The sequence below is a fragment of the Streptomyces spirodelae genome (assembly GCF_017676385.1).
Lineage (GTDB): Bacteria > Actinomycetota > Actinomycetes > Streptomycetales > Streptomycetaceae > Streptomyces > Streptomyces spirodelae.
The window spans coordinates 41,471-66,449 of the sequence record NZ_JAFFZN010000029.1 but is presented as its reverse complement, the minus strand read 5'-3'; the positions used below and the strand labels follow the sequence as shown (position 1 = coordinate 66,449).

At 72.2% G+C, this 24,979-nt stretch carries 23 protein-coding genes and 1 pseudogene; 22 read left to right on the top strand and 2 right to left on the bottom strand.

The annotated features are described in order from the left end of the window. The first annotated feature begins 273 nt into the window (after positions 1-273). From JW592_RS26490 to JW592_RS26465, 6 genes are all read left to right on the top strand, one after another. The gene (locus JW592_RS26490) at positions 274-1,902 is read left to right on the top strand and encodes an NsdA family TPR-like regulatory protein (protein ID WP_209267757.1); all 1,629 of its coding nucleotides are present in this window, start codon (positions 274-276) and stop codon (positions 1,900-1,902) included. Positions 1,903-2,145: 243 nt separating this feature from the next. Beyond that, complete coding sequence (locus JW592_RS26485) at positions 2,146-3,456, top strand: ammonium transporter (RefSeq protein ID WP_209267756.1); 1,311 nt, start codon at positions 2,146-2,148, stop codon at positions 3,454-3,456. Beyond that, entirely contained in the window at positions 3,453-3,791 is a 339-nt protein-coding gene (locus JW592_RS26480; RefSeq protein WP_099884599.1) for a P-II family nitrogen regulator, read from the top strand. The genes JW592_RS26485 and JW592_RS26480 overlap by 4 nt, the downstream gene beginning before the upstream one ends. A 146-nt stretch (positions 3,792-3,937) precedes the next feature. After that, positions 3,938-6,355, top strand: a complete 2,418-nt coding sequence (locus JW592_RS26475) for a [protein-PII] uridylyltransferase (RefSeq protein ID WP_229376912.1) — start codon at positions 3,938-3,940, stop codon at positions 6,353-6,355. 127 nt (positions 6,356-6,482) lie between these two features. After that, complete coding sequence (gene ffh, locus JW592_RS26470; protein WP_209267755.1) at positions 6,483-8,042, top strand: signal recognition particle protein; 1,560 nt, start codon at positions 6,483-6,485, stop codon at positions 8,040-8,042. A gap of 32 nt (positions 8,043-8,074) precedes the next feature. After that, complete coding sequence (locus JW592_RS26465) at positions 8,075-8,593, top strand: GNAT family N-acetyltransferase (RefSeq protein WP_229376897.1); 519 nt, start codon at positions 8,075-8,077, stop codon at positions 8,591-8,593. Between the two features lie 45 nt (positions 8,594-8,638). On the opposite strand, the gene JW592_RS26460 is transcribed toward JW592_RS26465, so the two are convergent. After that, entirely contained in the window at positions 8,639-9,514 is an 876-nt protein-coding gene (locus JW592_RS26460; RefSeq protein ID WP_209267754.1) for an MDR/zinc-dependent alcohol dehydrogenase-like family protein, read from the bottom strand. A 440-nt stretch (positions 9,515-9,954) separates the two neighbouring features. On the opposite strand from JW592_RS26460, the gene JW592_RS26455 reads away from it, so the two are divergent. The 16 genes from JW592_RS26455 to JW592_RS26380 all read left to right on the top strand — a co-directional run bounded on the left by JW592_RS26455 (position 9,955) and on the right by JW592_RS26380 (position 23,605). Further along, a complete protein-coding gene (locus JW592_RS26455) occupies positions 9,955-10,620 on the top strand; it encodes a hypothetical protein (RefSeq protein WP_209267753.1) in 666 nt (221 codons plus the stop codon). Positions 10,621-10,820: 200 nt separating this feature from the next. Continuing rightward, on the top strand, positions 10,821-11,279 hold the full coding sequence (gene rpsP, locus JW592_RS26450) for a 30S ribosomal protein S16 (RefSeq protein WP_209267752.1): 459 nt from the start codon (positions 10,821-10,823) through the stop codon (positions 11,277-11,279). Positions 11,280-11,281: 2 nt separating this feature from the next. Continuing rightward, a complete protein-coding gene (locus tag JW592_RS26445; RefSeq protein ID WP_099884612.1) occupies positions 11,282-11,521 on the top strand; it encodes an RNA-binding protein in 240 nt (79 codons plus the stop codon). A 127-nt stretch (positions 11,522-11,648) separates the two neighbouring features. Continuing rightward, positions 11,649-12,296, top strand: coding sequence for a ribosome maturation factor RimM (gene rimM, locus JW592_RS26440; protein ID WP_209267751.1), 648 nt, complete (start codon positions 11,649-11,651; stop codon positions 12,294-12,296). Beyond that, on the top strand, positions 12,293-13,105 hold the full coding sequence (gene trmD, locus JW592_RS26435) for a tRNA (guanosine(37)-N1)-methyltransferase TrmD (RefSeq protein ID WP_209267750.1): 813 nt from the start codon (positions 12,293-12,295) through the stop codon (positions 13,103-13,105). Before rimM ends, trmD begins: the two co-directional genes overlap by 4 nt. Before the next feature lie 222 nt (positions 13,106-13,327). Next, positions 13,328-13,678, top strand: coding sequence for a 50S ribosomal protein L19 (gene rplS, locus JW592_RS26430; protein WP_209213468.1), 351 nt, complete (start codon positions 13,328-13,330; stop codon positions 13,676-13,678). Between the two features lie 44 nt (positions 13,679-13,722). Continuing rightward, complete coding sequence (gene lepB, locus JW592_RS26425) at positions 13,723-14,439, top strand: signal peptidase I (protein ID WP_209267749.1); 717 nt, start codon at positions 13,723-13,725, stop codon at positions 14,437-14,439. Positions 14,440-14,806: 367 nt separating this feature from the next. Further along, positions 14,807-15,889, top strand: a complete 1,083-nt coding sequence (gene lepB / locus JW592_RS26420; protein WP_372446581.1) for a signal peptidase I — start codon at positions 14,807-14,809, stop codon at positions 15,887-15,889. After that, positions 15,783-16,955, top strand: coding sequence for a signal peptidase I (gene lepB / locus JW592_RS26415; protein WP_229376907.1), 1,173 nt, complete (start codon positions 15,783-15,785; stop codon positions 16,953-16,955). Before lepB (JW592_RS26420) ends, lepB (JW592_RS26415) begins: the two co-directional genes overlap by 107 nt. A gap of 165 nt (positions 16,956-17,120) precedes the next feature. Further along, entirely contained in the window at positions 17,121-17,798 is a 678-nt protein-coding gene (gene lepB, locus JW592_RS26410; protein ID WP_209267793.1) for a signal peptidase I, read from the top strand. Between the two features lie 39 nt (positions 17,799-17,837). Further along, on the top strand, positions 17,838-18,161 hold the full coding sequence (locus JW592_RS26405) for a DUF2469 domain-containing protein (RefSeq protein WP_027735391.1): 324 nt from the start codon (positions 17,838-17,840) through the stop codon (positions 18,159-18,161). Positions 18,162-18,502: 341 nt separating this feature from the next. Further along, positions 18,503-18,859, top strand: a complete 357-nt coding sequence (locus JW592_RS26400; RefSeq protein ID WP_209267792.1) for a YraN family protein — start codon at positions 18,503-18,505, stop codon at positions 18,857-18,859. Continuing rightward, positions 18,859-20,478 carry a YifB family Mg chelatase-like AAA ATPase gene (locus tag JW592_RS26395; protein WP_209267747.1) on the top strand — a complete coding sequence of 540 codons (1,620 nt, stop codon included), beginning with the start codon at positions 18,859-18,861 and terminating at the stop codon, positions 20,476-20,478. Before JW592_RS26400 ends, JW592_RS26395 begins: the two co-directional genes overlap by 1 nt. A gap of 56 nt (positions 20,479-20,534) precedes the next feature. Then, entirely contained in the window at positions 20,535-21,812 is a 1,278-nt protein-coding gene (gene dprA, locus JW592_RS26390) for a DNA-processing protein DprA (RefSeq protein WP_209267746.1), read from the top strand. A gap of 297 nt (positions 21,813-22,109) precedes the next feature. Continuing rightward, positions 22,110-22,964 (top strand): RNA polymerase sigma factor WhiG, encoded by an 855-nt coding sequence (gene whiG, locus JW592_RS26385; protein ID WP_209267745.1) that lies wholly within the window; start codon positions 22,110-22,112, stop codon positions 22,962-22,964. Positions 22,965-23,065: 101 nt separating this feature from the next. Further along, on the top strand, positions 23,066-23,605 hold the full coding sequence (locus JW592_RS26380) for a TetR/AcrR family transcriptional regulator (protein ID WP_209267791.1): 540 nt from the start codon (positions 23,066-23,068) through the stop codon (positions 23,603-23,605). Between the two features lie 382 nt (positions 23,606-23,987). On the opposite strand, the pseudogene JW592_RS32980 reads toward JW592_RS26380, so the two are convergent. Continuing rightward, positions 23,988-24,440 (bottom strand): annotated as a pseudogene (locus JW592_RS32980) (murein hydrolase activator EnvC family protein); the annotation flags it as partial. Positions 24,441-24,979 lie beyond the last annotated feature (539 nt).

Genomic DNA, 24,979 nt, shown 5'->3' with positions numbered 1-24,979 from the left:
GGACGGGAAGGGTGCGGATGCCTCTCCGTGGAGTTTTCCCCCAGGTGTCAAGTCAAGCGCGTCCGAGCGGTTCAGGGTTCATCCGAAGGGGTGGCGAATGGTGGCGATTCTGCAATTACACTCGCCCCGCTCGTGATCGTAGGATTACTTTCGGTACACACAGTGGAGAGAGCGCAGCGGCGGATTATGCCGGAGGCATGGCGGGGTCGAGGGTGCGGCGGACGGGCCGGGGAGCGCGGACCGGCCGGCGCCTGAGCGCGTCACCGAGGCGGGATGGGGGCGTTACCAGTGGCTGAGCGAGGCCAGGCGAGCAAGAGCCCGAACGAGCGGCTGGGCTCGTGGTTCATGCGCAGTGGCTGGTCGAAGGGCGAGCTGGCCCGCCAGGTCAACCGCCGGGCACGCCAACTGGGCGCACACCACATCAGCACCGACACCTCCCGGGTGCGCCGCTGGCTGGACGGTGAACAGCCGCGCGAGCCGATCCCCCGCATCCTCTCCGAACTGTTCTCCGAGCGCTTCGGCTGCGTCGTCGCCGTCGAGGACCTCGGGCTGCGTCCGGCGCGGCAGTCCCCCGCGGCCTCAGGGGTGGACCTGCCCTGGGCCGGGCCGCAGACCGTGGCGATGATCAGCGACTTCACCCGCAGCGATCTGATGCTGGGCCGCCGCGGCTTTCTCGGCACCTCGCTCAACGTCTCGGCGGGCCCCGCGCTGATCGAGCCGATGCAGCGCTGGCTGGTGCCCGGCACGGGCACCGAGGGCGGACCGGCGGGGGACCAGCCGGGCCCGGCGGGGCACACCGTCCCCGCGCCCCGTGACGGCCTGCGCGGCGAGGCGGCACGCGGCGGGCAGGGCCCGCACCCGGGACGGCAGCGACACGCGTACGGCGAGCAGCCCGAGACACCTGCCGGTGGCGGACTGCGGCGCGGGCCGCGGCTGTCCGCACCGGAGCTGGAGCTGCTGGAGCAGACCACCCAGATGTTCCGCACCTGGGACGCGCAGTGCGGGGGAGGGCTGCGCCGCAAGGCCGTCGTCGGCCAGCTGCACGAGGTCACCGACCTGCTCCAGGAGCAGCACTCCGAGCCCGTCAGGCGCCGCCTCTTCCGCGTCACCGCCGAGCTGTCCGAGCTGGCCGGCTGGATGAGCTACGACATCGGGCTCCAGCCCACCGCGCAGAAGTACTTCGTCCTGGCGCTGCACGCCGCCAAGGAGGCCGGCGACCGCCCCCTGGGGTCGTATGTGCTCAGCAAGATGGGCCGTCAGATGATCCACCTGGGCCGCCCCGAGGACGCGCTGGAACTGGTCCACCTCGCGCAGTACGGCAGCCGCGAGGGCGCCACCCCGCGCACCCAGGCCATGCTCTACGCCATGGAGGCCCGCGCCTACGCCAACATGGGGCAGCCGGGCAAGTGCAAACGCGCGGTGCGGATGGCGGAAGAAACGTTCTCCGACATCGACCGCTCGGACGCCGACCCCGACTGGATCAGGTTCTTCTCCGAGGCCGAGCTGTACGCGGAGAACGCGCACTCCTACCGCGACCTCGCCTACTCCTCCGGACGCAGCCCCACCTACGCCTCGCTGGCGCGCCCGGCCATGGAACGCGCGGTCGAACTGTTCGCGCAGGAGGCCCGCGAGTCGGAGGGCGGCGGCCACCAGCGCTCCTACGCGCTCAACCTGATCGGCATGGCCAGCGTGCACCTGCTCCAGCGGGAGCCGCAGGGGTGCGTGGCCCGGGCGAGCGAGGCCCTCGGCGTAGCCAAGCGGCTGCGCTCGGAGCGGGTCAACAACCGGCTGCGCCGCACCACGGCGGGTGCCGTCCGCGAGTTCGGCGAGCTGGCCGATGTGGTGCAGCTGAGCGAGCGGCTCCGCGTCGAACTGGCCGACAGCGAGGCCGCGGCGGGCTGAGACCCCCAAGGCGCTCGGCAGCCACGTGCGGGCGCAGCGTACGCGCGTTGCCGCTGGGCAGCTCACGCTTCATCTCCTCGTAACACCGGCGGGCGGGTTTTCACGGCTTCGAAACACCGGGAGGCGACGGCCGAAACCGGGCTTCGGAAACCTTGCACGCAACCCGCCCCCCTGCCTCCCCGGCCCCGGCCGGGAGGTGCCGCACCGGCCCGCAGGGTCGCGTACCCCGAGGAGACGTCCACATTGAACGGCGCGGATACCACCTTCGTCCTGGTCAGCGCGTTTCTGGTGATGGTGATGACGCCTGGCCTCGCCTTCTTCTACGGCGGCATGGTCCGGGTCAAGAGCGCTCTGAACATGCTGATGATGTCCTTCATCTCGCTGGCGATCGTCAGTGTGCTGTGGGTGCTCTACGGATACTCGCTGGCCTTCGGCCCTGACACCGGCGGTGTCATCGGAAATCTGGACTTCATCGGTCTGAAAGGCATCTCGCCCGACTCCCTCACCGGGAAGGGCGGCATTCCCGTCTTCGCCTTCGTCCTCTTCCAGATGATGTTCGCGATCATCACCCCGGCGCTGATGAGCGGCGCCCTCGCCGACCGCGTCAAGTTCAGCGCCTGGGCGGTCTTCCTCACCCTCTGGGTGTCGGTCGTCTACTTCCCCGTCGCGCACTGGGTGTGGGCCGAGGGCGGCTGGCTCTTCGACCTGGGGGTCATCGACTTCGCGGGCGGTACCGCCGTCCACATCAACGCCGGTATCGGGGCGCTGGCCGCGGTGCTGGTGGTCGGCAAGCGCATCGGCTTCAAGAAGGACCCGATGCGTCCGCACAGCCTGCCGCTGGTCATGCTCGGCACCGCGCTGCTGTGGTTCGGCTGGTTCGGCTTCAACGCCGGCTCCGCGCTCGCGGCCGACGGCACCGCCGCCACCATGGCGCTCAACACCCAGCTCGCCACCGGCGCCGCCATGCTGGGCTGGCTGATCTACGAGCGGATCAAGCACGGCGCGTTCACCACGCTGGGCGCCGCCTCGGGCGCGGTCGCCGGGCTGGTGGCGATCACCCCCTCCGGTGCCGCGGTCAACGCCATGGGCGCGCTGCTGATCGGCGTCGTGGCCGGCGCCGCCTGCTCCTGGGCGGTCAGCCTCAAGTACAAGCTCGGGTTCGACGACTCGCTGGACGTGGTCGGTGTGCACCTGGTCGGCGGCGTCATCGGCACCCTGCTGGTCGGCTTCCTGGCCGTGGACGGCGCCGGCGGCCTGACCCAGTTCGGCAAGCAGGCGCTCGGCGCCTTCTCGGTGATGGCGTTCTCCTTCGCGGTCTCCTGGCTGCTGGCCAAACTGGTACAGGCCACCATCGGCTTCCGCGCCGACCCGGACGACGAGGCGGCCGGCGTCGACCAGGCATTCCACGCGGAGACCGCGTACGACTTCAGCGCCGTCGGCGGCTCCTCGGTCCGCGACCGGGGCGGGCTGCCGGGTTCCGGAACCGCGGCCGGTGAGAGCGTGGCCGCGAACACCGCCCGTCACGACAGCCACGACAGCAAGGTGGACGCATGAAGCTCATCACCGCCGTGATCAAGCCGTACCAGCTCGACGAGGTGAAGGAGGCGCTGCGGGCCTTCGGAGTCCAGGGCCTCACCGTCACCGAGGCCAGCGGCTACGGGCGGCAGCGCGGTCACACCGAGGTCTACCGGGGTGCCGAGTACACCGTCGACCTCGTCCCCAAGGTGCGCATCGAGGTGCTCGCCGAGGACGAGGACGCCGAACAGCTCCTGGAGATCGTGGTCAAGGCCGCACGCACCGGCAAGATCGGCGACGGGAAGGTGTGGATGGTGCCCGTCGAGACGGCCGTCCGGGTACGGACGGGTGAGCGGGGACCGGACGCGCTGTGAGGGACGCGGCGGCGGCACGGACGGCGGGGGCACCTGACGAGGTGCCCCCGGGGGAGCACGGCCCGGGTGCGGAAGCGCCTGCGGGGGGCGGCCCGGGCCGCGGCCCGGACCGCACGGGCGAGGGGTACGCGGCGGCCCGGGTACGTCTGCTGCGGGACACCGAGCTGTCCGGGCCCGACCGCCGCCGCGCCCTGGCCGGGCTGACCGACCGGTGGCTGGCCAGGCTCTTCGCCGCCGCGCCGCCTGGCACCGCGCTGGTGGCCGTCGGCGGCTACGGGCACGGCGAGCTCTCCCCGCGCAGCGACCTCGACCTGCTTCTGCTGCACGACGGGAGCACCGACGCCGCCGCCCTCTCCGCTCTCGCCGACCGCCTCTGGTACCCGGTCTGGGACCTCGGGCTGGCGCTCGACCACTCCGTACGCACCCTGGCCGAGGCACGCACCGCCGCTGCGGACGACCTCAAGGTGCAGCTCGGCCTGCTGGAGGCCCGCCACGTGGCCGGGGACGAGGACCTCACGGCCGAGCTGCGCACCGCCGCGCTCGCCCGCTGGCGCGCCGAAGCCCGCTCGCGGCTGCCCGAACTGCGCGAGTACGCCGCCGAACGGGCTCGGCGGCACGGCGAGTTGCGCTTCCTGCTGGAGCCCGACCTCAAAGAGGCGCGCGGCGGGCTGCGGGACCTCACCGCGCTGCGCGCCGTGGCCGCGTCCTGGCTCGCCGACGCCCCCCGCGAGGGCCTCGCCCAGGCCCGGGACACCCTCCTCGACGTCCGCGACGCGCTCCATCTGACCACCGGCCGCGCCACCGACCGGCTCGCTCTCCAGGACCAGGACCAGGTCGCGGCGGCGCTCGGCCTGCTGGACTCCGACGCCCTCCTGCGCCGCGTCTACGAGGCCGCCGGGGCCGTCAGCTACGCCGGCGATGTGACCTGGCGCGAGGTGGAGCGGGTGCTGCGGGCCCGTACCGGCTCCCCGCGCGGCGCCCGGCTGCGCGGACTGCTGGGCGCCAAGCGCTCCGGCGGGCGCCCGGGCGCGTCGGCGCAGGAGCGGACCCCGCTTGCGGAGGGCGTGGTCGAGCACGAGGGTGAGGCGGCGCTCGCCCTGCACGCCCGCCCTGACCGCGACCCTGTGCTGCCGCTGCGCGCCGCGGCCGCCGCGGCCCAGGCCGGGCTCCCGCTGGCGCTGCCCGCCGTACGCAAGCTGGCCCGTACCGCGCCGGATCTGCCCGTGCCCTGGCCCGCCGAGGCGCGCGAGGAGTTCGTCACCCTGCTCGGCGCCGGCGAGGCGACCGTCCCGGTGTGGGAGGCGATGGACGCAGCCGGGCTGATCACCCGGCTGCTGCCCGACTGGGAGCGGGTCCGCTGCCGCCCCCAGCGCAACCCCGTGCACCGCTACACCGTCGACCGCCACCTGGTGGAGACCGCCGTACGGGCCGCAGCGCTCACCCGCCGCGTGCACCGGCCCGACCTGCTGCTGACCGGCGCGCTGCTGCACGACATCGGCAAGGGCTGGCCCGGCGACCACTCGGTCACCGGCGAGACCATCACCCGGGACCTGGCGGCCCGCATCGGGTTCGACGCCGCCGACACCCGGACGCTCGCCACCCTCGTACGCCATCACCTGCTGCTCGTCGAGACGGCGACCCGGCGGAACCTGGACGACCCCGCCACCGTGCGGTCCGTCGCCGACGCCGTGGGCTCGCCCGGCACCCTGGAGCTGCTGCACGCCCTCACGGAGGCCGACGCGCTGGCCACCGGTCCGGCAGCCTGGTCCGCCTGGCGCGCCGCACTCGTATCCGACCTGGTCTCCCGGGTGGCAGCGGTACTGGCCGGTGAGCCCGCCAACGACCAGGCAGCAGGTCAGGAGCTGACGGCGGAGGGCGAACGCCTGGCGATGGAGGCGTGGCGCACGGGCGGCCCCGTACTGGCGCTGCGCACCCAGAAGGCGGGACCTGCCGATACGGGCCGGGAGGGTGAGCACGGGCCCGAGCCGGTCGGAGTGGAGCTGTCCGTGGCACTGCCCGAGCGGTCGGGCGTGCTCCCGGCAGTCGCCGGAGTGCTGGCCCTGCACAAGCTGACCGTCCGGGCCGCTGATCTGCGACTGGCCCAGCTGCCCGGTGAGGTGGACGGCGAGACCCCGCGCGTGCTGCTGCTCACCTGGCGGGTGGCGGCGCAGTACGGGTCGCTCCCGCAGGCGGCGAGGCTGCGCGAGGACGTCGTCCGGGCCCTCGACGGCTCCCTGGGCCTCGCCTCCCGGCTGGCCGAACGGGAGGCCGCCTACCGGCCGCGCCGCACCGGGGTGAAGCCACCGCCGCCACGGGCCACCGTCGCCCCGGGCGACTCCGCCGCGGCCACCGTCATCGAGGTGCGGGCCCAGGACGCCCCCGGACTGCTGTACCGCATCGGCCGGGCCCTGGAGGAGGCCGGTGTGCGGGTCAGCAGCGCCCATGTGAGCACCCTGGGAGCCAACGCCGTCGACGCCTTCTATGTGACGGACGCCGCCGGGGCGCCCCTGACCGACCTGGCGGCGGCGCGCCTCGCACAGCACGTCGAGACCGAGCTGCGCTGAGCCCCTGCGGGGCCAGGGCCGGGCCGGGTGCCGTCCCGGATCGGGACAGGCGGGATGGCGCGGCCCGTGAGGCGGCTACCCTTGGCAGAGATTGACTCCGCCACCGACCCGAGGACCGACGAGCGCTGTGTTCGATACCCTTTCCGACCGCCTGAGTGCGACGTTCAAGAACCTCCGGGGCAAAGGGCGCCTCAGCGAGGCGGACATCGACGCCACCGCGCGCGAGATCCGTATCGCCCTGCTCGAGGCGGACGTCGCGCTCCCTGTGGTGCGCGCCTTCATCAAGCAGGTCAAGGAGCGCGCGCTGGGGGCCGAGGTCTCCCAGGCGCTGAACCCCGCCCAGCAGGTCATCAAGATCGTCAACGAGGAACTGATCGGCATCCTCGGCGGCGAGACGCGGCGCCTGAGGTTCGCCAAGAACCCGCCGACCGTCATCATGCTCGCCGGTCTCCAGGGCGCGGGCAAGACGACCCTGGCGGGCAAGCTGGGCCGCTGGCTGCAGCAGCAGGGGCACACCCCGATGCTCGTCGCAGCCGACCTCCAGCGCCCGAACGCGGTCAACCAGCTCCAGGTCGTCGCCGAGCGCGCGGGCGTCGCCGTCTTCGCGCCGGAGCCGGGCAACGGGGTCGGAGATCCGGTCCAGGTCGCCAAGGACTCGATCACCTACGCGCGTGACAAGCAGCACGACGTGGTCATCGTCGACACCGCGGGACGCCTCGGTATCGACCAGGAGTTGATGCAGCAGGCCGCCGACATCCGCGACGCGGTCAACCCGGACGAGGTCCTCTTCGTCGTCGACGCCATGATCGGTCAGGACGCCGTCACCACCGCCGAGGCATTCCAGGAGGGCGTCGGCTTCGACGGCGTCGTCCTCTCCAAGCTCGACGGCGACGCGCGCGGCGGTGCGGCGCTCTCGGTCGCGCAGGTCACCGGCAAGCAGATCATGTTCGCCTCCAACGGCGAGAAGCTGGACGACTTCGACGCCTTCCACCCCGACCGGATGGCCTCGCGCATCCTCGGTATGGGCGACATGCTCACGCTGATCGAGAAGGCGGAGCAGACCTTCAGCCAGCAAGAGGCCGAGAAGATGGCCGCCAAGCTGGCGAAGGGGCCCAAGGAGTTCACGCTCGACGACTTCCTGGCCCAGATGGAGCAGGTCCGCAAGATGGGCTCGCTCTCCAAGCTGCTCGGCATGATGCCCGGCATGGGCCAGATGAAGGACCAGATCAACAACCTGGACGAGCGCGAGGTCGACCGCACCGCCGCCATCATCAAGTCGATGACCCCCGCGGAGCGCGCGGAGCCGACGATCATCAACGGCTCGCGGCGTGCCCGTATCGCCCGCGGCTCTGGGGTTGACGTCAGCGCGGTCAAGAGCCTGGTGGAGCGCTTCTTCGACGCCCGCAAGATGATGTCCCGGATGGCCCAGGGCGGCGGCATGCCCGGGATGCCGGGCATGCCGGGTATGCCCGGCGGGGGCGGCGGCAAGAAGAAGGGCAAGCAGAAGAAGGCCAAGGGCAAGCGCCAGTCGGGCAACCCGATGAAGCGCAAGCAGGAGGAGCAGGCGGCGGCCGCGCGCCGGGAACAGGGCGGCGAGGGCGGGGCCTTCGGCATCCCGGGCCCCGGCCAGGACCCGGGCAACTTCGAACTCCCCCAGGAGTTCAAGGACATCCTGCCCCCGAAGTGAGCGTGCCGCGGCAGAGGCGGATGATGTCGTTCATGCGCGTATACATCCGCCCTCCGCGGCCCGCCGACGAGCAGCTCTACAGCGAGGCGGTCGTCCGCTCGGCAGACCATCTCCGCCCGTGGAACCCCGTCGAGCCGGACGGCTTCCCGGATCTGCTGCGCCGCCAGGGGCCCGCGCTGCGCACCTTCCTCATCCTCGACCGCGCGGACGAGGGCCTGGTCGGGCGGGTGAACGTGGCCAACATCGTGCGGGCCCGCTTCCGCAACGGCGCCCTGGGGTACGACAGTTACGTGCCCTACGCCGGAACCGGGCGGATGACCGAAGGGCTGCGGCTGGTCGTCGACCGCTGCTTCCAGCCGGGGCCCGACGGCCTGGGGCTGCACCGGCTGGAGATCAACGTCCAGCCGGAGAACGAGCGTTCCCTGGCCATGGCCAAGCGGCTCGGATTCCGCCACGAGGGTTTCTCGCCCCGGATGCTGTTCATCAACGACGCCTGGCGCGACCACGAGCGCTTCGCGCTGACCGTTGAGGAGTGGCCGGGCCTGGACTGACGCGTGTCGGACGGGGCGGCGGCGCCGTACGGCTGGGGCGGCGGGTCACGTACGGGCGACGACGTACCGGAACAGGTTCGGCATCCACACGGTGCCGTCCGCGCGCAGATGCGGGTGGAGCGCCTCCACCAGCTCCTTGAGCACCTGCTCCTCGTCGGTGGCGCGCACCGCGCTGTCGTACAGCCCGGTCGACAGCAGCCCGCGCACCGCAGCGGCCATGTCCGCGTAGCCGAACGGGCAGGCGACCCGCCCCGACCCCTCGAGCCGCAGCCCACCGCCCGCCGCCAGCTCCTCCAGGTCGTCCCGGCCGCACCAGTCGGGGCCCGCCTCGGCGGGCTCGGCCAGCCGGGCCGCGACCCGCAGCGCGGGCGCCACCGCGCACCGCTCCATCGGCCCCCACCCGGCCAGCACGACAGCGACACCCCGGCCCAGCTTCTCCCGCAGCCGTACGAGCTCCTCCTGCCCTGGGAGCGTGCCGAACGCGGTCACCAGCGTCGGCCGCGCCCCGGCGGCGACCGCCTCCAGTGCCGTGCCGTAGGTGAGTCGCGCTTCCCGGTCCGGGCTGCCGGGGCCGTCCTGGCTGTCGTCTGCGGGTCCGTCCTGGCCGGCTCCCGTGGGTCCGTCCTGGCCGGCTCCAGCAGGGCCGAGCAGCCGCTGCCCGGCGAGTTCGAGGCGGGCGGTGTCGGTGTCCGCGCCGTGTACGCCCGCGCCGCGGTCGGCGGCCAGCAGCAGCGCGAGGCCCGTACCGCAGCCGAGGCCGAGCACCCGGCTCCCCGGCCCGGTCTCCATCCGTTCGTACACCGCCTCGTAGAGCGGAACCAGCATCCGTTCCTGGATCTCGGCCCAGTCCCGCACCCGCGCCGCGCTGTCGGCGCCGGGAAGGCGGGTCGGGTGCTGGTGGTGTACGAGCGTGGGTGTCATCGCAACGCCCCAATCCGAAGATCCGTCCAGCGATTTGGTCCCCCGAGTGGTGCCCGTGCCCCGTATGCCAGGGAACTGCGTATCCTCCCCTGAGTCCAGGGGGTGCGCTGGGTTGTCTTCCACGCCCCCCGCGTGCGCCCCTCGGCGCCCGCGCGCGGGGCGGCACGCGGCGGCAGACGGGTGCTCAGAACGACTACTTCCGCCGCCTGACTCCGCACTCGTCCCGCCTGACTCCGCACTCGTCCCTCGCCGTCCGTACCATCGGGAAGATCACGGAGCCGGGGGAGGGGCCGGTGATACGTCCCGGCTTGGGGCGGCTGCGTGGGTTGGGCGGGCTGCGTGAGTTGGGAGAGCTGCGCGGGTTGCGCCCACATCTGCGTACCCGCACCCATCTCCCCGTGCATTACCGAGAACTGACTGGTACGTGCAAAATATTTGCGATGGCCCGTAATCGGAACACGAAGGCACCTCCGCTCGTTGGAGACGACGTGAGCACGACACCACCAGTTCTCGCCGCCGAGCTGGCAGCCGCCTGGGCCGACATTCAACGGCACCACCCCGAGCTGCCGGATCTGGCCGCGCCCGAATCACTCATCGGAGAGTCCTCGTCCGCCTGCGGCACCGGGCTCTCTTTCGAACGGCTGCTCCATGAGGCAGTCCACGGCATCGCCGCAGCCCGCGGCATCCGGGACACCTCACGGGCGGGCCGCTACCACAACCGCCGATTCCTGGCGATCGCCGAGGAGCTCGGCCTTGATCACCCCGAGGAGCCGCACCCCAGCAGCGGCTTCTCGCTCGTGGTGCTCACGCCCGAGACGAGAAGGCGGTACCGCCCCACCGTCGAACGCCTCCAGCGGGCCCTGAAGGCGTACAGCGCCGCCACGGAGACCGACACCGGGCGCAGCTTCCGCGGCCCCGCCGCGCGGCACGGCTCCTCCGGGGGCGGCGTCCGGGTCAAGGCCGTCTGCGACTGCGGGCGCAACGTCCGCGTCGTCCCCTCCGTGCTGGCCCAGGCCCCGATCATGTGCGGAGCCTGCGGAAAGCAGTTCCGAATCCCCGCGGAGCCGGCCCCGGCGCCGGCTGCGGAGCCGATGGCCGTCGGCTGACACCCCGCGCGACCGCCCGTCCGGGCCCGGGGCGGTTTCTGCCGGGCCCGTGCGGTGTGGCATCATGGTCGGCTGAACTCGGCAGCCGCACAGGACCCCTCTCTCCTCCGGCTGACGCGTCCATTCGGGCACCCGGCGCTACAACCCCACGTGGCAGTCCGCCGTGTCCACCCACGTCAAGACCAGGAGACACCACACCCGTGGCAGTCAAGATCAAGCTGAAGCGTCTGGGCAAGATCCGTTCGCCTCACTACCGCATCATCGTCGCCGACTCCCGTACCCGCCGTGACGGCCGGGCCATCGAGGAGATCGGCCTGTACCACCCGGTGCAGAACCCCTCGCGCATCGAGGTCGACTCGGAGCGTGTCCAGTACTGGCTCGGCGTCGGCGCCCAGCCGACCGAGCCGGTCGAGGCCATTCTCAAGGTCACCGGCGACTGGCAGAAGTTCAAGGGTCTGCCGGCCCCGGAGCCGATGAAGGTCGCCGAGCCGAAGGCCGACAAGCGCGCCCTCTTCGAGGCCGCTGCCAAGGAGTCCGCCGACGAGCCGAAGGGTGAGGCCATCACCCCCAAGGCGAAGAAGGCTGACAAGGCCGACAAGAAGGCGGACGCCGGCGAGTCGACCGACGCTTCGGCCGCCACCGAGTCCACCGAGGCCTGAGGATGCTCGAGGAGGCCCTCGAGCACCTGGTGAAGGGCATCGTCGACCACCCCGACGAGGTGCAGATCGCGTCCCGCAACCTCCGTCGCGGCCGTGTGCTGGAGGTCCGGGTGCACCCCGACGACCTCGGCAAGGTGATCGGCCGTAACGGGCGCACCGCGCGCGCTCTGCGCACCGTCGTGGGCGCGCTCGGCGGCCGGGGCATCCGCGTCGACCTCGTCGACGTGGACCAGGTCCGCTGAAGCGCAGCATGCAGCACCGGCACGGGCCGGGGACGGCAGCCAAGCCGTCCCCGGCCCGTTGTCGCGCCTGCACCCTTCTGAGACCACCGACACCCATCGAGCACGGAACCGAGCACGGAGAAGCACAGTGCAGCTAGTCGTCGCGCGGATCGGCCGCGCCCACGGCATCAAGGGCGAGGTCACGGTCGAGGTCAGGACCGACGAGCCCGAACTGCGGCTCGCCCCCGGCGCCGTGCTGACCACCGACCCGCCCACCGCCGGACCGCTCACCATCGCCTCCGGGCGGGTGCACAGCGGACGGCTGCTGCTGCGCTTCGAGGGCGTGCACGACCGCACCGCGGCCGAGGCCCTGCGCAACACCCTGCTCGTCGCCGAGGTCGACCCCGACGAGCGCCCCGAGGACCCCGAGGAGTTCTACGACCACCAGCTGGACGACCTGGAGGTCGTCACGGTGGACGGCACGGTCGTCGGCCGTATCGAGAGCGTCGCCCACCTGCCGGCCCAGGACCTGCTGGTCGTACGCCGCGAGGACGGCGGCGAGGTGCTGATCCCGTTCGTCAGCGAGATCGTCCCCGAGATCGACCTGGAGGCGCAGCGCGCGGTCGTCGATCCGCCGCCCGGGCTGCTCGGCGAGGAGGCCGACGAGGAGGCCGGCGAGGCAGACGAGGCCGGCGGGACCGGCGAGGCCGAGGAGACCGGTGCGCCCGGTGAGGCGGATGCGAACGGTGAGGCCGGGGGCGGGGCAGCGGGGCCGGGCCGGGAGAGCACCCGGTGAGGCTCGACGTCGTCACGATCTTCCCCGAGTACCTGGAGCCGCTGAACGTCTCGCTGGTCGGCAAGGCCCGGGCGCGCGGCGTACTCGATGTCCGTGTCCACGACCTGCGGACGTGGACACACGACCGGCACAACACCGTCGACGACACGCCCTACGGCGGCGGCCCCGGCATGGTCATGAAGCCGGAGCCCTGGGGCGAGGCGCTGGACGAGGTGCTGGCGACGGGCGAGCCGGAGGGGCCGGACCAGGAGCCGCCCGTACTCGTCGTCCCCACTCCCAGCGGCCGCCCCTTCACCCAGGAGCTGGCCGTCGAGCTGGCGGACAAGCCGTGGCTGGTCTTCACCCCGGCCCGCTACGAGGGCATCGACCGCCGTGTCATCGAGGAGTACGCGGACCGGCTCGATGTGCGCGAGGTCTCCATCGGCGACTATGTGCTCGCCGGCGGGGAGGCCCCCGTCCTGGTCATGGTCGAGGCCATCGCCCGGCTGCTGCCCGGCGTGCTCGGCAACGCAGCCTCGCACCAGGACGACTCGTTCGCACCGGGCACGATGGCCAACCTGCTGGAGGGTCCCGTCTACACCAAGCCGCCCGAGTGGCGCGGCCGTGGCATCCCCGAGGTGCTGCTGAGCGGTCACCACGGCAGGATCGCCCGCTGGCGCCGCGACCAGGCGTTCGCACGGACGGCTGCCAACCGGCCCGACCTGATCGAACGCTGCGACCCGGAAGCCCTCGACAAGCACGACCGGGCCACCCTGGAGGGGCTGGGCTGGCGGCAGGGCACGGACGGGCGCTGGCACCCGGCGGAGTAAGGGGCGGCGGGTCGGCAGGTTGGGCGGCCGCCGGTGGGACTGTGCGGAACAGGCGGCCGATTTTGGCCGCGCGCGCTGCCCATGGAAGAATGAGCTGTTGCCTCACCTCCGGCGCGCGACCCTGCCACAGGGGGACCGACGCCCGCCGAGAGTGGCGGCTCCCCGGATCACCACCACGATTCCGTTGATGACCTGTGGCATCAGCGAGGAAAGCAGACGGACATGTCCCACCTTCTCGACAGCGTCGACTCCGCCTCCCTGCGCAAGGACGTACCGGCCTTCCGCCCCGGTGACACGGTCAACGTGCACGTCCGCGTCATCGAGGGCAACCGCTCCCGTGTCCAGCAGTTCAAGGGCGTCTGCATCCGCCGCCAGGGCTCGGGCGTGCGGGAGACCTTCACGGTCCGCAAGGTCAGCTTCAGCGTCGGCGTCGAGCGCACCTTCCCGGTCCACACCCCGATCGTCGAGAAGATCGAGGTCGTGACCCGCGGTGACGTCCGTCGCGCCAAGCTGTACTACCTGCGCGAGCTGCGCGGCAAGGCCGCCAAGATCAAGGAGAAGCGCGAGAGCTGAGCTCGCGTCCTCGGCGCCCGACGAGCCGGTTAGGCTTCCGCTCGATGGACACCGAGGAACAGCACGACACACCGGAGCGCGACCGTTCTTCCCTTCCCGTACCGGGAACGAAGGACAGGTCGCGCTCTGTGCGTCTGGGGCTGTCGGTGGGGTCCGTGCTGGTGGCGCTCTTGCTGACGAGCGCGTTCATCGTGCAGCCTTTTCTGATCCCGAGTTCCTCGATGGACCCGACCCTGCGCGTCGGGGACCGGGTGCTGGTGAACAAGCTGGCCTACCGGTTCGGCGACGGTCCACAGCGCGGGGACGTCGTGGTCTTCGATGGCACCAACTCCTTCTCGGGGGAGGCCGACCCCGACGCGAACCCGGTGACCACGGCGCTGCGCAAGGCAGGCGCCGCGACGGGACTGGTGCCGCCCTCCGAGACCGACTATGTGAAGCGCGTGATCGGAGTCGGCGGCGACCGGGTGCGCTGCTGCGACAGACGGGGGAGGATCGAGGTGAACGGCCGTCCCGTGGAGGAGGACTACCTGCACCCGGGCAACGCCCCCTCCGCGGTGCCCTTCGACATCAGGGTCCCCGAGGGACGCCTGTGGGTGATGGGCGACTACCGCTCACGTTCCAGCGACTCCCGTGACCACCTCGGCGACCCCGGCGGCGGCACCGTTCCGGTCGAGCGGGTGATCGGACGAGCCGACTGGATCGGCTGGCCCCTGGGCCGCATCGGATCGGTGCCTGCGGGGGCAGGCGGCGGCGATGGCTGAGCCGGAGCGCCCTTTCGGGGACTTCGGGTATGAGGGGGCCGACGGGTACCGGGCGAGGCCCGGTGCGTACGGGGCACCCGGTGCGTACGACCGGTGGCAGCAGCCTCGGCAGCCGTCCGGCCCTGATGCGGTCGGCTCGGACTCGTCCGCGCATGGTTCGCCGCCATACTCGAACGCGGAGCCGTATCCGAATGCGGAACCGTATCTGACTCCTGAGTCCTATCCGAGTGTGGAGCCGTATCCGCACGCGCGGACCTATCCGCAGGGCGAGCCCTACCCGTACACGGAGCCGTACGACTATTCCCAGCCGTACCCCGACCCAGCACCCCCCGTGCCTCCCGAGGCGCACGTGCCTCCCGAGGCGTACGTGCCTCCCGAGGCCCGAGTCCCCGGGGCCGGAGAGGCCGCGAGCGGGACCGGGGACACCGCGACCGGGGGCACCGAGGGCCTGGAGCCGCCGCTGCGCCGGGCCGGGCAGGGGCGGGCCGATCGCCGTCGCGCCGCCAAGCGCATCAAGCGCCGCCGCAGGCTCTCCGCGACCAAGGAGATCCCGATACTCGTCGGCGTCGCGTTGCTGATCGCGTGGGTGCTCAAGACCTTCCTCGTCCAGGCGTTCGTGATCCCCTCCGGCTCGATGGAGCAGACCATCCGGATCGGGGACCGGGTGGCGGTGGACAAGCTCACCCCGTGGTTCGGCGCCAAGCCGCACCGCGGGGACGTGGTGGTCTTCCAGGACCCGGGTGGCTGGCTGAAGGACGAGAAGAAGGACACCGCGGACCCGCCGGCGGGGATCAAGCAGGGCAAGGAGTTCCTGACGTTCATCGGACTGCTGCCCTCGGACGATGAACAGGATCTGATCAAACGGGTCGTCGGCGTCGGTGGGGACACCGTGCGCTGCTGCGACAAACAGGGCCGCGTCACCGTGAACGGCAGAGCATTGGACGAGCCGTACATCCACCCCGGGAACAAGCCGTCCCGGATGAAGTTCAAGGTGACCGTACCCGTGGGACGCGTGTTCGTGATGGGGGACCACCGCGCCAACTCGGCCGACTCCCGTTACCACTTGAAAGAGCCCGACCGAGGAACGATCGGGGAGGACCGAATCGTTGGCAGAGCGATTGTCATCGCCTGGCCGTTCGACCATTGGAGGCGGCTCGAAGAGCCGGATACCTATGCTTCGGTGCCCGATCCCGGTGGCGTGGCCGCCGCCACCTCCGTGAACCGGGACAATCGAGTGGCGCAACTCCCGTTCTCAGCGGAACTTCCGCTCGTTATGGGAATGGTGGGCCTGTACCGCTGGAGGAACAGGCGAATGCGCAGTGTGAGGAGTGGATGTGGGGGACTTGGCGGTCGGCAAGCGGTCCGGTTCCGGGTACCCGGAGGACGAACGTCCTGGTACGGACGGCAGGACGGGCGACGAAGGACCACCGGCCGTGGAAAGAGAGAGTGACAGTGTGACCGCCGATACTGACGGGACGGCAGCGAGCTCTGGTGCCGACGGGGACGGCCCGCGGGGCTCTCGCCCCGGCCCCGAGCACGGGGCGCCGGGCTCGGACGCGGGAGCGGCTTCGCCGACCGAGGGCCCTGGCCTCCACAAGGACGTGGGCGACAGGAAGGGCCGGGATGACCAGCAGGATTCGGATGGCAGGAACGATCCGGGCGGCAAGAAGCCGGTGAAGAAGCAGCGCGCGTTCTGGAAGGAACTGCCGATGCTCATCGGCATCGCGCTCATCCTGGCCCTGATCATCAAGACCTTCCTCGTCCAGGCGTTCTCCATCCCCTCCGACTCGATGCAGAACACGCTGCAGCGCGGTGACCGGGTGCTGGTCGACAAGCTGACCCCCTGGTTCGGGTCCACGCCCGAGCGCGGCGAGGTCATCGTCTTCCACGACCCGGGCGGCTGGCTCCCCGAGGCGCACGTCGAGGAGAACTTCCTCCAGACAGCGCTCAGCTTCATCGGCCTGATGCCGTCCGCCAACGAGAAGGACCTGATCAAGCGGGTCATCGCGGTCGGCGGGGACACCGTCGAGTGCAAGAAGGGCGGCACGGTGCGCGTCAACGGCACCGCGCTGGACGAGTCCTCGTACGTCTTCCCCGGCAACTCCTCCTGCGACGACAAGCCGTTCGGCCCGGTGAAGGTGCCCAAGGGCAAGCTGTGGGTGATGGGTGACCACCGCCAGGACTCCCTCGACTCCCGCTACCACCAGAACCAGCCAGGGGACGGCTTCGTCCCGGAGAAGCAGGTCGTCGGCCGGGCCATCGTCAAGGCGTGGCCGATCAACCGCTGGGGCACGCTGCCGGTGCCCGAGACCTTCGACCAGCAGGGTGTCCAGTCCCGCGCGCTGAGCGCCGCGCCCGGCGCGCTCGGGCTCGCGGGCGCCGTCCCGCTGGTGCTGTGGCGGCGCCGTCGACGGCTGCACCTGGCGGCACCTGCGGCGGGTACGAAGGGGGCCGCTTCCCCGGCCGGGACGGCTTCCCCCGCGCATTCCTCGTCTTCCTCGTCGGCCGAGGGCTGACGGTCTCCTGTACTCCCCGGTAGGGTCAGCGGTCTGCGCCGAGGCAGACTGACGAGGCTTCGGGACGTTCCGGAGCGGCGGGGTCCCGGGGGGCGGAGGAGTACGGAAGTGAGCAGGACGGAACGAACCGAAGAGGGCCGCAGCCGCCTGGGCCGACTGTCCGGGATGGCCGTGGCCCTCGGGTCTGTGCTCTTCCTGGGCGGCTTCATCTGGGCCGCCGTCTTCTACAAGCCCTATACGGTGCCCACCGACTCCATGGACCCCACCGTCCGCTCCGGCGCCCGGGTGCTGGCCGAGCGGGCGGACGGCGACGAGGTGCGGCGCGGCGATGTCGTCGTCTTCCGGGACTCGGTCTGGGGCGCGGTGCCCATGGTCAAGCGCGTGGTAGGGGTCGGCGGCGACAAGGTGGCGTGCTGCGACCGGAAGGGACGGCTGACCGTCAACGGCAAGCCGGTCGACGAGCCCTATCTGCGCACCCACGGCAGCGACTCGCAGCGTCCGTTCGAACCCACCCGTGTGCCCAAGGGCAAGCTCTTCCTGCTGGGGGACAACCGGGAGGCATCTCTCGACTCCCGGGTGCATCTGGAGGACGCCGACCACGGTGCCGTGCCGCGCTCCGCGGTCGAGGCCCGCGTCGACGCAATAGCCTGGCCCGTCGGTGCCTTCGGAATGCTGCCGGAGGCCAGCGGGTTCGCCGACATGCCCGGCGGGACCTCGGATCGCGGACCGCTCCCGCTGGCGCTGACCGCCGTGATCGCGGGGGCCGCGCTGGTGCTGGGCGGCGCCGCGTACGGACCGCTCGCGCGGCGGCGCGCGACTTCGGCCCGACGTCGCCCAGGGTGACGCACAATGGGGGGACGCACGGCTGAAGGGGAACATGCCATGAGCGCCGAGGACCTCGAAAAGTACGAGACCGAGATGGAGCTGAAGCTCTACAGGGAGTACAGAGACGTCGTCGGACTGTTCAAATACGTGATCGAGACCGACCGGCGTTTCTATCTGACCAACGACTACGAGATGCAGGTCCACTCGGTTCAGGGCGAGGTCTTCTTCGAGGTGTCGATGGCGGATGCCTGGGTCTGGGACATGTACAGACCGGCCCGGTTCGTCAAACAGGTACGGGTGCTCACGTTCAAAGATGTGAACATCGAGGAGCTCAACAAGAGCGAGCTGGACCTGCCGGAGGACTCGGGTTTCAAGGGCTGACCCGCCCGCTCACTCGGGCGGGTGACGGAGTTGTCCGCAACCGCCGGGTTCTCCACAGAAGAAGAGCAAGATCCCTGAGCCGCCTCCGATGCCGCCACAGTCGGCGTCGGAGGTGGTGCCGTATGAACACCAGCGAAACGCGGAAGAGCGGCCGCCCGGGCGCGAGCCGGGGCCTTGCCGGGCAGCGGAAGGTCGGCCGGGCGAGTGCAGGGGAGCGGAACCCCGGCCGGAGTGCCGGAGAGCGGAGTGCCGGTCGAGGGGGTGCCGCACGGCGGAGTGCCGGGCAGCGGGGCACGCAGCGGCCGGGCCGGGCCTCGGCCCCGTCCTGCGCCAAGGGGGCCCTGGGGCGGTACGGAGAAGACCTGGCCGCGCGGCGACTGCGCGAAGCCGGCATGGCGATCCTGGAGCGGAACTGGCGCTGCGCCGAAGGCGAGATCGACATCATCGCGCGGGACGCGGACGCGGTCGTGATCTGCGAGGTCAAGTCCCGCCGTGCCTCTCCCTTTCAGCACCCCATGGAGAGCCTGCCACCGATGAAGACGGCCAGGCTGCGGCGGCTGGCGGCACGCTGGCTCAGCGAGTGCTGGGTCGCCCGGTACGGCCGCCCTCCCACCGGCGGGGTGCGGATCGATCTCGTCGGGGTCGTCCTGCCGGACCGGGGCGCCCCCGTGGTGCAGCACGTGCGAGGGGTCGGCTGATGGCATTCGCCCGTACGTGCGCAGTCGCACTGGTCGGGGTCGAGGGGGTGCCGGTCGAGGTGCAGGCCGACCTGGAGCCGGGCGTCGCCGCCTTCACCCTGGTCGGACTGCCCGACAAGAGCCTGACGGAGAGCCGTGACCGGGTGCGGGCCGCGGTGGCCAACTCCGGGGTGCCCTGGCCACAGAAGAAGCTCACCGTCGGCCTCAGCCCTGCCTCGGTGCCCAAGGGAGGCAGCGGGTTCGACATCGCGGTCGCCTGCGCGGTGCTCGCGGCGGCCGAGCGGATCGACCCACGGGAGATCGCCGGTGTCGTGATGATCGGCGAACTCGGGCTGGACGGCCGGGTGCTGCCGGTGCGCGGCGTCCTCCCCGCCGTGCTGGCGGCTGCCGACGCCGGATACCGGCAAGTGGTGGTGCCCGAGCAGACGGCAGCCGAAGCGGCGCTGGTCCCGGACGTCTCGGTGCTCGGCGTACGTAGCCTGCGCCAGCTCATCGCGGTGCTGACCGACGAGCCGGTGCCCGAGGAGCCCGACCCGGCCGCCGAGGGACTCCCGGAGGGCGCTCACGCCGGTCTGGCCGGTCTGCCCATGGCGGCACCGGGCCTCACCGGCCTGCTGGGCGAGGAGCGCCCCGTGGACCTTGCCGACGTCGCAGGACAGAGCCATGCGCGCCGAGCCCTGGAGATCGCTGCGGCCGGACGCCACCACATCTATTTCAAGGGCCCTCCCGGGGCCGGGAAAACCATGCTCGCCGAACGACTGCCTGGGCTCCTGCCCCCGCTCAGCCGGAAGGAGTCGCTGGAGGTCACGGCGGTGCACTCGGTCGCGGGCGCCCTGCCCCCCGGCCAGCCACTGGTCGCCCGGCCGCCCTACTGCGCGCCCCACCACTCGGCCACCATGGCGGCGCTGGTCGGCGGCGGCTCCGGGCAGCCGCGCCCCGGTGCCGTCTCTCTGGCGCACAACGGGGTGCTCTTTCTGGACGAGGCCGCCGAATGCGGAGCCCAGGTGCTGGATGCCATGCGACAGCCGCTGGAGTCCGGGTATGTCGTCGTGGCACGGGCTGCGGGGATGATGCGGATGCCGGCCCGGTTCCTGCTCGCGCTTGCGGCCAACCCCTGTCCTTGCGGACGGCACGGCAGCACTGTCGGCGGGTGCGAGTGCCGGCCCGCCTCGGTGCGCCGCTACCGGGCGCGGCTGTCCGGGCCCCTGCTGGACCGTGTCGACCTCCGCGTCAATGTGGAACCGCTCGCCCGCTGCGAACTGGCCGCAGTGGACGGCCGGGCCGAGTCCACAGCCGTGGTGGCGGCGCGGGTGCTGGAGGCCAGGGAGCGCGCGGCGGCGCGGTACGCGGGCACTCCGTGGAAGACCAACAGCGAGGTGCCCGGGCACGAACTGCGCACCCGTCACCCCGCCTGTCCCAAGGCCCTCACCGAGGCCGAGGACGAACTGGAGCGGGGCCTGCTGACCGCCCGCGGCCTCGACCGGGTGCTGCGGGTCGCCTGGACGGTCGCCGATCTGGCAGGCCACCCCCGGCCCACCCGGGACGACGTCGACGTCGCCCTGGAGCTGAGGACCGGCATCCGCCGGAGCGCTGCCCTCGTCCCGGACATCCCCGCATGACGGGCCGGAACCCGTGGCCGGGGACCGGCCGGGCGAAAGCGGACGGGGTGGACTCGATGGACCGGACGGAACGGGTGGGCCGGGCCGACGGGGTGGAGCAAGCCGACGGGGCTCACCGAGCCGACCGAGACCACCACGGCGGCTCGGTTGACCCGGTGGGCCCGGCCGCCCCGGAGCGGGACCGTGCCGGTGCGGTGCCTGGGCCGGTTGAGGCGGAGCGTCTCGCGCGAGCGGCGCTGACGCGGATCGCCGAGCCGGGCGACGAGCTGGTCGGGCGGTGGCTCGCCACCTACGGGGCGTGCGAGGTGGTGGAGGCGGTGACCGGCAGCGGTCCGTCGCTCACCGGCGCCGGGGAACGGCGCTGGGCGGGTCTGCGGCTGCGGGCCGCCCATGCGCAGCCGCACACGGATCTGACCGCGATCGAGGGAAGCGGAGGCCGCTTCGTCTGTCCCGGGGACGCCGAATGGCCCCGGCAGCTCGACGACTTGGGGCACGCAAGGCCGTTCGGGCTGTGGGTGCGGGGCGAGGCTTCGCTGCGAGTGTGGGCGCTGCGCTCGGTGGCTGTCGTCGGATCCCGGGCCTGCACCGAGTACGGGGCGCACTGCGCGGCCCTGCTGGGCGCGGGGCTCGCCGAACGGGGCTGGACGGTCGTCTCCGGCGCCGCCTACGGGGTGGACGCCGCAGCGCACCGGGGAGCCCTGGCCGTGCGCGGGCCCACCCTCGGTGTGCTGGCGTGCGGCGTGGACGTCGCCTACCCGCCGGGCAACCAGCAGCTGATCCGCGCGCTGGGGGAGCGCGGTCTGCTGGTCGCCGAGCTTCCGCCCGGGGATCATCCCACTCGTAGCCGGTTCGTGCTGCGGAACCGGGTGATCGCCGCGCTCACCCGGGGAACGGTCGTGGTGGAGGCGGCTCTGCGCAGCGGAGCCCTGGTCACAGCCCGTCGCGCCCTTGGGCTGGGACGGCACCTGATGGGGATGCCGGGCCCTGTCACCTCCGGGCTCTCCCAAGGCGTGCACGAACTCCTGCGCGGCGAGGCGACCGTGGTCACCGACGCCGCCGAAGTGATCGAGCAGGTGGGCATGGTGGGTGAGCTGGCTCCTGAGCGGCGCGGACCGGCCGTGCCGCGCGACGCCTTGAGCCCCGACGCGGCGCGGGTCCTCGAAGCGCTCCCCGGGCGCGGGGCGTACGACCCCGCCCGCATCGCGTGCTCCGCGGGCGTGCCACCGGGTGAGGTCCTCGCGCGGCTTCATGAGCTGCGGGCACTCGGCTTCGTCGAACGCGACGGGGACCGCTGGCAGTTGGCCCCGCGCAGCAAGGGGCACTCCATCGAGTGATGAGGCGGTCCTTGACCTGGGGCTATCGGGTGAAAGGCTGAGCTGTGCGCGCTCGCCGGGGCGGCACGGTCCCCGCAGAGCACCGCACCCTGGCCCCGTGCCCGGTCATCCGCACCGCGTCCGCTTCCGGCACTGCCGAGCCACCGCGGAAAGGAGCACGCCAGCGCAGACAGAAAGAACGATACGTCGCAGACTGCGACGCCGTGGTCACGCTACGCTCACATCATCTCGCTACGAGACGCACCAACCGCACACCAACAGACCACCACTACCCAGCAGAACGGCTCAAGGCGACGTATGCCTCAGCACATCTCCGGGCCCGACCGCACAGCCGCAGCGGCCGCCGCAGCCGAACGCACCGTGGTCGACGACGACACGCCCAGGACTGCGCCCAGCTCGCTGGATGAACTCTGGCGGTCCTACAAGGCCACGGCGGACAGCCGGCTGCGCGAACAGCTCATCCTGCACTACTCGCCGCTGGTCAAGTACGTCGCGGGCAGGGTGAGTGTCGGCCTGCCGCCCAATGTCGAACAGGCCGATTTCGTCTCCTCCGGAGTCTTCGGACTCATCGACGCCATCGAGAAGTTCGACCCCTCCCGCTCCATCAAGTTCGAGACCTACGCCATCACCCGCATCCGGGGGGCCATGATCGACGAACTGCGGGCCCTCGACTGGATCCCCCGCTCGGTGCGACAGAAGGCTCGCGCCGTAGAGCGTGCCTACGCCACTCTCGAAGCCCGGCTCCGCCGCAGCCCCTCCGAAGCGGAGGTGGCCGAGGAGATGGGCATCGAGATGGAGGAACTGCACGGCGTCTTCAGCCAGTTGTCGCTGGCCAACGTCGTGGCCCTGGAGGAGCTGCTGCACGTCGGCGGCGACGGCGGTGACCGGCTCAGCCTGGTGGACACCCTGGAAGACACCGCCGCCGACAACCCGGTGGAGGTCGCCGAGGACCGCGAGCTGCGCCAGTTGCTCGCGCGTGCCATCAACACCCTCCCCGAACGCGAGAAGACCGTCGTGACCCTCTACTACTACGAAGGACTCACCCTCGCCGAGATCGGCCAGGTGCTCGGCGTCACCGAGAGCAGGGTCAGCCAAATCCACACCAAATCGGTTCTGCAGCTCCGGGCCAAACTGGCCGACGCCGGCCGCTGACCGGGCCCGCTCGCCCGGCACCCGTGCAACTCTCGACCTCCTCTTCGTAAGCTAGGGGCGTGCCCAGGATTCGAGCGGCCTCCGTGGCCGAGCACCGGACCATGCAGCGCGCGGCCTTGCTGGACGCCGCCAGGTCTCTGCTGTCCGAGGGCGGTACGGAAGCCCTGACCTTCCCCGCCCTCGCCCAGCGGACCGGCCTCGCGCGCTCCTCCGTCTATGAGTACTTCCGCTCCCGTGCCGCGGTGGTCGAAGAGCTGTGCGCCGTCGACTTCCCGGTGTGGGCCGCCGAGGTCGAGTCGGCCATGCGGGCCGCCGTGACCCCGGAGGGCCAGGTCGAGGCATACGTCCGCACGCAGCTCGCCCTCGTGGGCGACCGCAGGCACCGCGCCGTCGTCGCGATCTCCGCCGGCGAGCTGGACGCGGGGGCCCGCGAGCGCATCCGCGCGGCGCACGGCGGGCTGATCTCCATGGTGGTCGAGGCCCTCGGCGAGCTCGGCCATGCCCAGCCCCGACTCGCCGCCATGCTGCTGCAGGGCGTGGTGGACGCCGGGGTGCGCCGTACCGAGCTCGGGGCCGCCGAAGATCCGGAAGAGATCGCCGAAGCCGCTGTCTCCATGGCCCTGAACGGCGTGCGGGGCTGACGAGGAACCCGGGGAAGCGGCCCGCTGCGCGGCCTCCTGCCGACCGCTCTGTGCGGCGGGCGGTACCGGTGCCGGTCTCGGCGCCCGGCGCCGTGCCGCACAGCCGCCGGTGCGCCCAGGCGGCACCCAACGCGAGTGCCAGCGCCGCCACCCAGCCCGTCGGGTCCTGAACCCTGCCCGGGGCCGCGGCCCATGAACCCGGGGCGAGCTGCCGGCCGGCCTCGCTCTCCGGTCCCCCGCCGCCGGAACCGGGCACCGGCACTCCATGGACCGGCAGCAGCCGCGAAGGGCCGCCGAGGAGCGAGCCCGGCAAGAGGGAGAGCGGGTCGAGGTAGCGGTCCCCGCGCAGCAGCCCCCAGTGCAGACAGGTGTGCGGACAGTGGCCGCCGCGCTGCACAGTCCCCACCTGCTCACCGGCCCGCACCCGATCCCCCTTGCGCACCGACGGCCGCACCGGCTGATACGTCGTCCGCAGCGGTGGTCGCCCGGTGCCCCTGAGCTCGATGGACACCACTCCCCGCCCGGCCACCTTTCCCGCGAACGAGACCCGGCCGTCCGCCACCGCCCGCACCGGTCGGCCAGGGCGGGCCGCGAGATCGACTCCGCGGTGGCCCGCCGCCCATGGCTCCGGCGGCGGATCCCAGCCGCGCGACACCCAAGGGCGTCGCGCACCGTCCGCACCCTCGACCGGCCACGCCCGCCCGGCCGCCGCGCCGTCGTCCCGCCGGTGCCCTGCCCGACGGTGCCCGGCCGCCCGGTCGGAGCCGGTATCCGCGTCGGCGGGTATGGCTCCCGCACCCGCGGGCGTGAGGAGATCGTCGGGTGCGGGAGGCATCGTGACCCGGGCCGTGCCGGGCAGGGTGGCGGTCGGTTGCCCGAGCAGCCGGGCCACAGGCAGGGCGGCGGCCAGTAGGGCGACCAGCAGAGCCACCGCCGACACCGCGGCGCACCACACTGCCCGGCATCCCAGTCGGCGTCCCACCCGGTGCCGTACCGGACCGTCCGGTCGGCGAAGCCCCCGGCAGGCCCCGGCCCTCGCCCTCTCGTGCGGGCCGACTCCGGCCCTCTCGTCCCGGCCGGAGCCCGTCCACCCGTACCGGAGCTTGTGCTGATCCATGCCGGGAACGGTGGCGCGGTTTGCCGGGCTGCGGGGATCTTGCCCAGGATCTGTGGGTAACTGCCCAGTTGTGGACAACGCCGTCACCCGTCCGAGCGGATATGGCCGCGTACCGGCCGGACCCCCGCCGGACCGCTGTCGGCCCCCGCCGGGGCGCGGCCGACCTCCCCGGTCCCGTACACTGCTGGTGCGGCCCGGGTGACCGGGCTGACTTCGCACGCCCCGCCACCCTCACCCGGTGGCCGCGCATCTCGGTC

Excerpts from the sequence above, each read along its gene's own strand:
- JW592_RS26490 (WP_209267757.1), top strand. The coding sequence starts at position 274 with ATGGGGGCGTTACCAGTGGCTGAGCGAGGCCAGGCGAGCAAGAGCCCG.
- JW592_RS26480 (WP_099884599.1), top strand. The coding sequence starts at position 3,453 with ATGAAGCTCATCACCGCCGTGATCAAGCCGTACCAGCTCGACGAGGTG.
- JW592_RS26465 (WP_229376897.1), top strand. The coding sequence starts at position 8,075 with ATGCGCGTATACATCCGCCCTCCGCGGCCCGCCGACGAGCAGCTCTAC.
- JW592_RS26460 (WP_209267754.1), bottom strand. The coding sequence starts at position 9,514 with ATGACACCCACGCTCGTACACCACCAGCACCCGACCCGCCTTCCCGGC.
- JW592_RS26455 (WP_209267753.1), top strand. The coding sequence starts at position 9,955 with ATGGCCCGTAATCGGAACACGAAGGCACCTCCGCTCGTTGGAGACGAC.
- JW592_RS26445 (WP_099884612.1), top strand. The coding sequence starts at position 11,282 with ATGCTCGAGGAGGCCCTCGAGCACCTGGTGAAGGGCATCGTCGACCAC.
- rplS (WP_209213468.1), top strand. The coding sequence starts at position 13,328 with ATGTCCCACCTTCTCGACAGCGTCGACTCCGCCTCCCTGCGCAAGGAC.
- lepB (WP_209267749.1), top strand. The coding sequence starts at position 13,723 with ATGGACACCGAGGAACAGCACGACACACCGGAGCGCGACCGTTCTTCC.
- lepB (WP_209267793.1), top strand. The coding sequence starts at position 17,121 with ATGGCCGTGGCCCTCGGGTCTGTGCTCTTCCTGGGCGGCTTCATCTGG.
- JW592_RS26405 (WP_027735391.1), top strand. The coding sequence starts at position 17,838 with ATGAGCGCCGAGGACCTCGAAAAGTACGAGACCGAGATGGAGCTGAAG.
- JW592_RS26395 (WP_209267747.1), top strand. The coding sequence starts at position 18,859 with ATGGCATTCGCCCGTACGTGCGCAGTCGCACTGGTCGGGGTCGAGGGG.
- dprA (WP_209267746.1), top strand. The coding sequence starts at position 20,535 with ATGGACCGGACGGAACGGGTGGGCCGGGCCGACGGGGTGGAGCAAGCC.
- whiG (WP_209267745.1), top strand. The coding sequence starts at position 22,110 with ATGCCTCAGCACATCTCCGGGCCCGACCGCACAGCCGCAGCGGCCGCC.
- JW592_RS26380 (WP_209267791.1), top strand. The coding sequence starts at position 23,066 with ATGCAGCGCGCGGCCTTGCTGGACGCCGCCAGGTCTCTGCTGTCCGAG.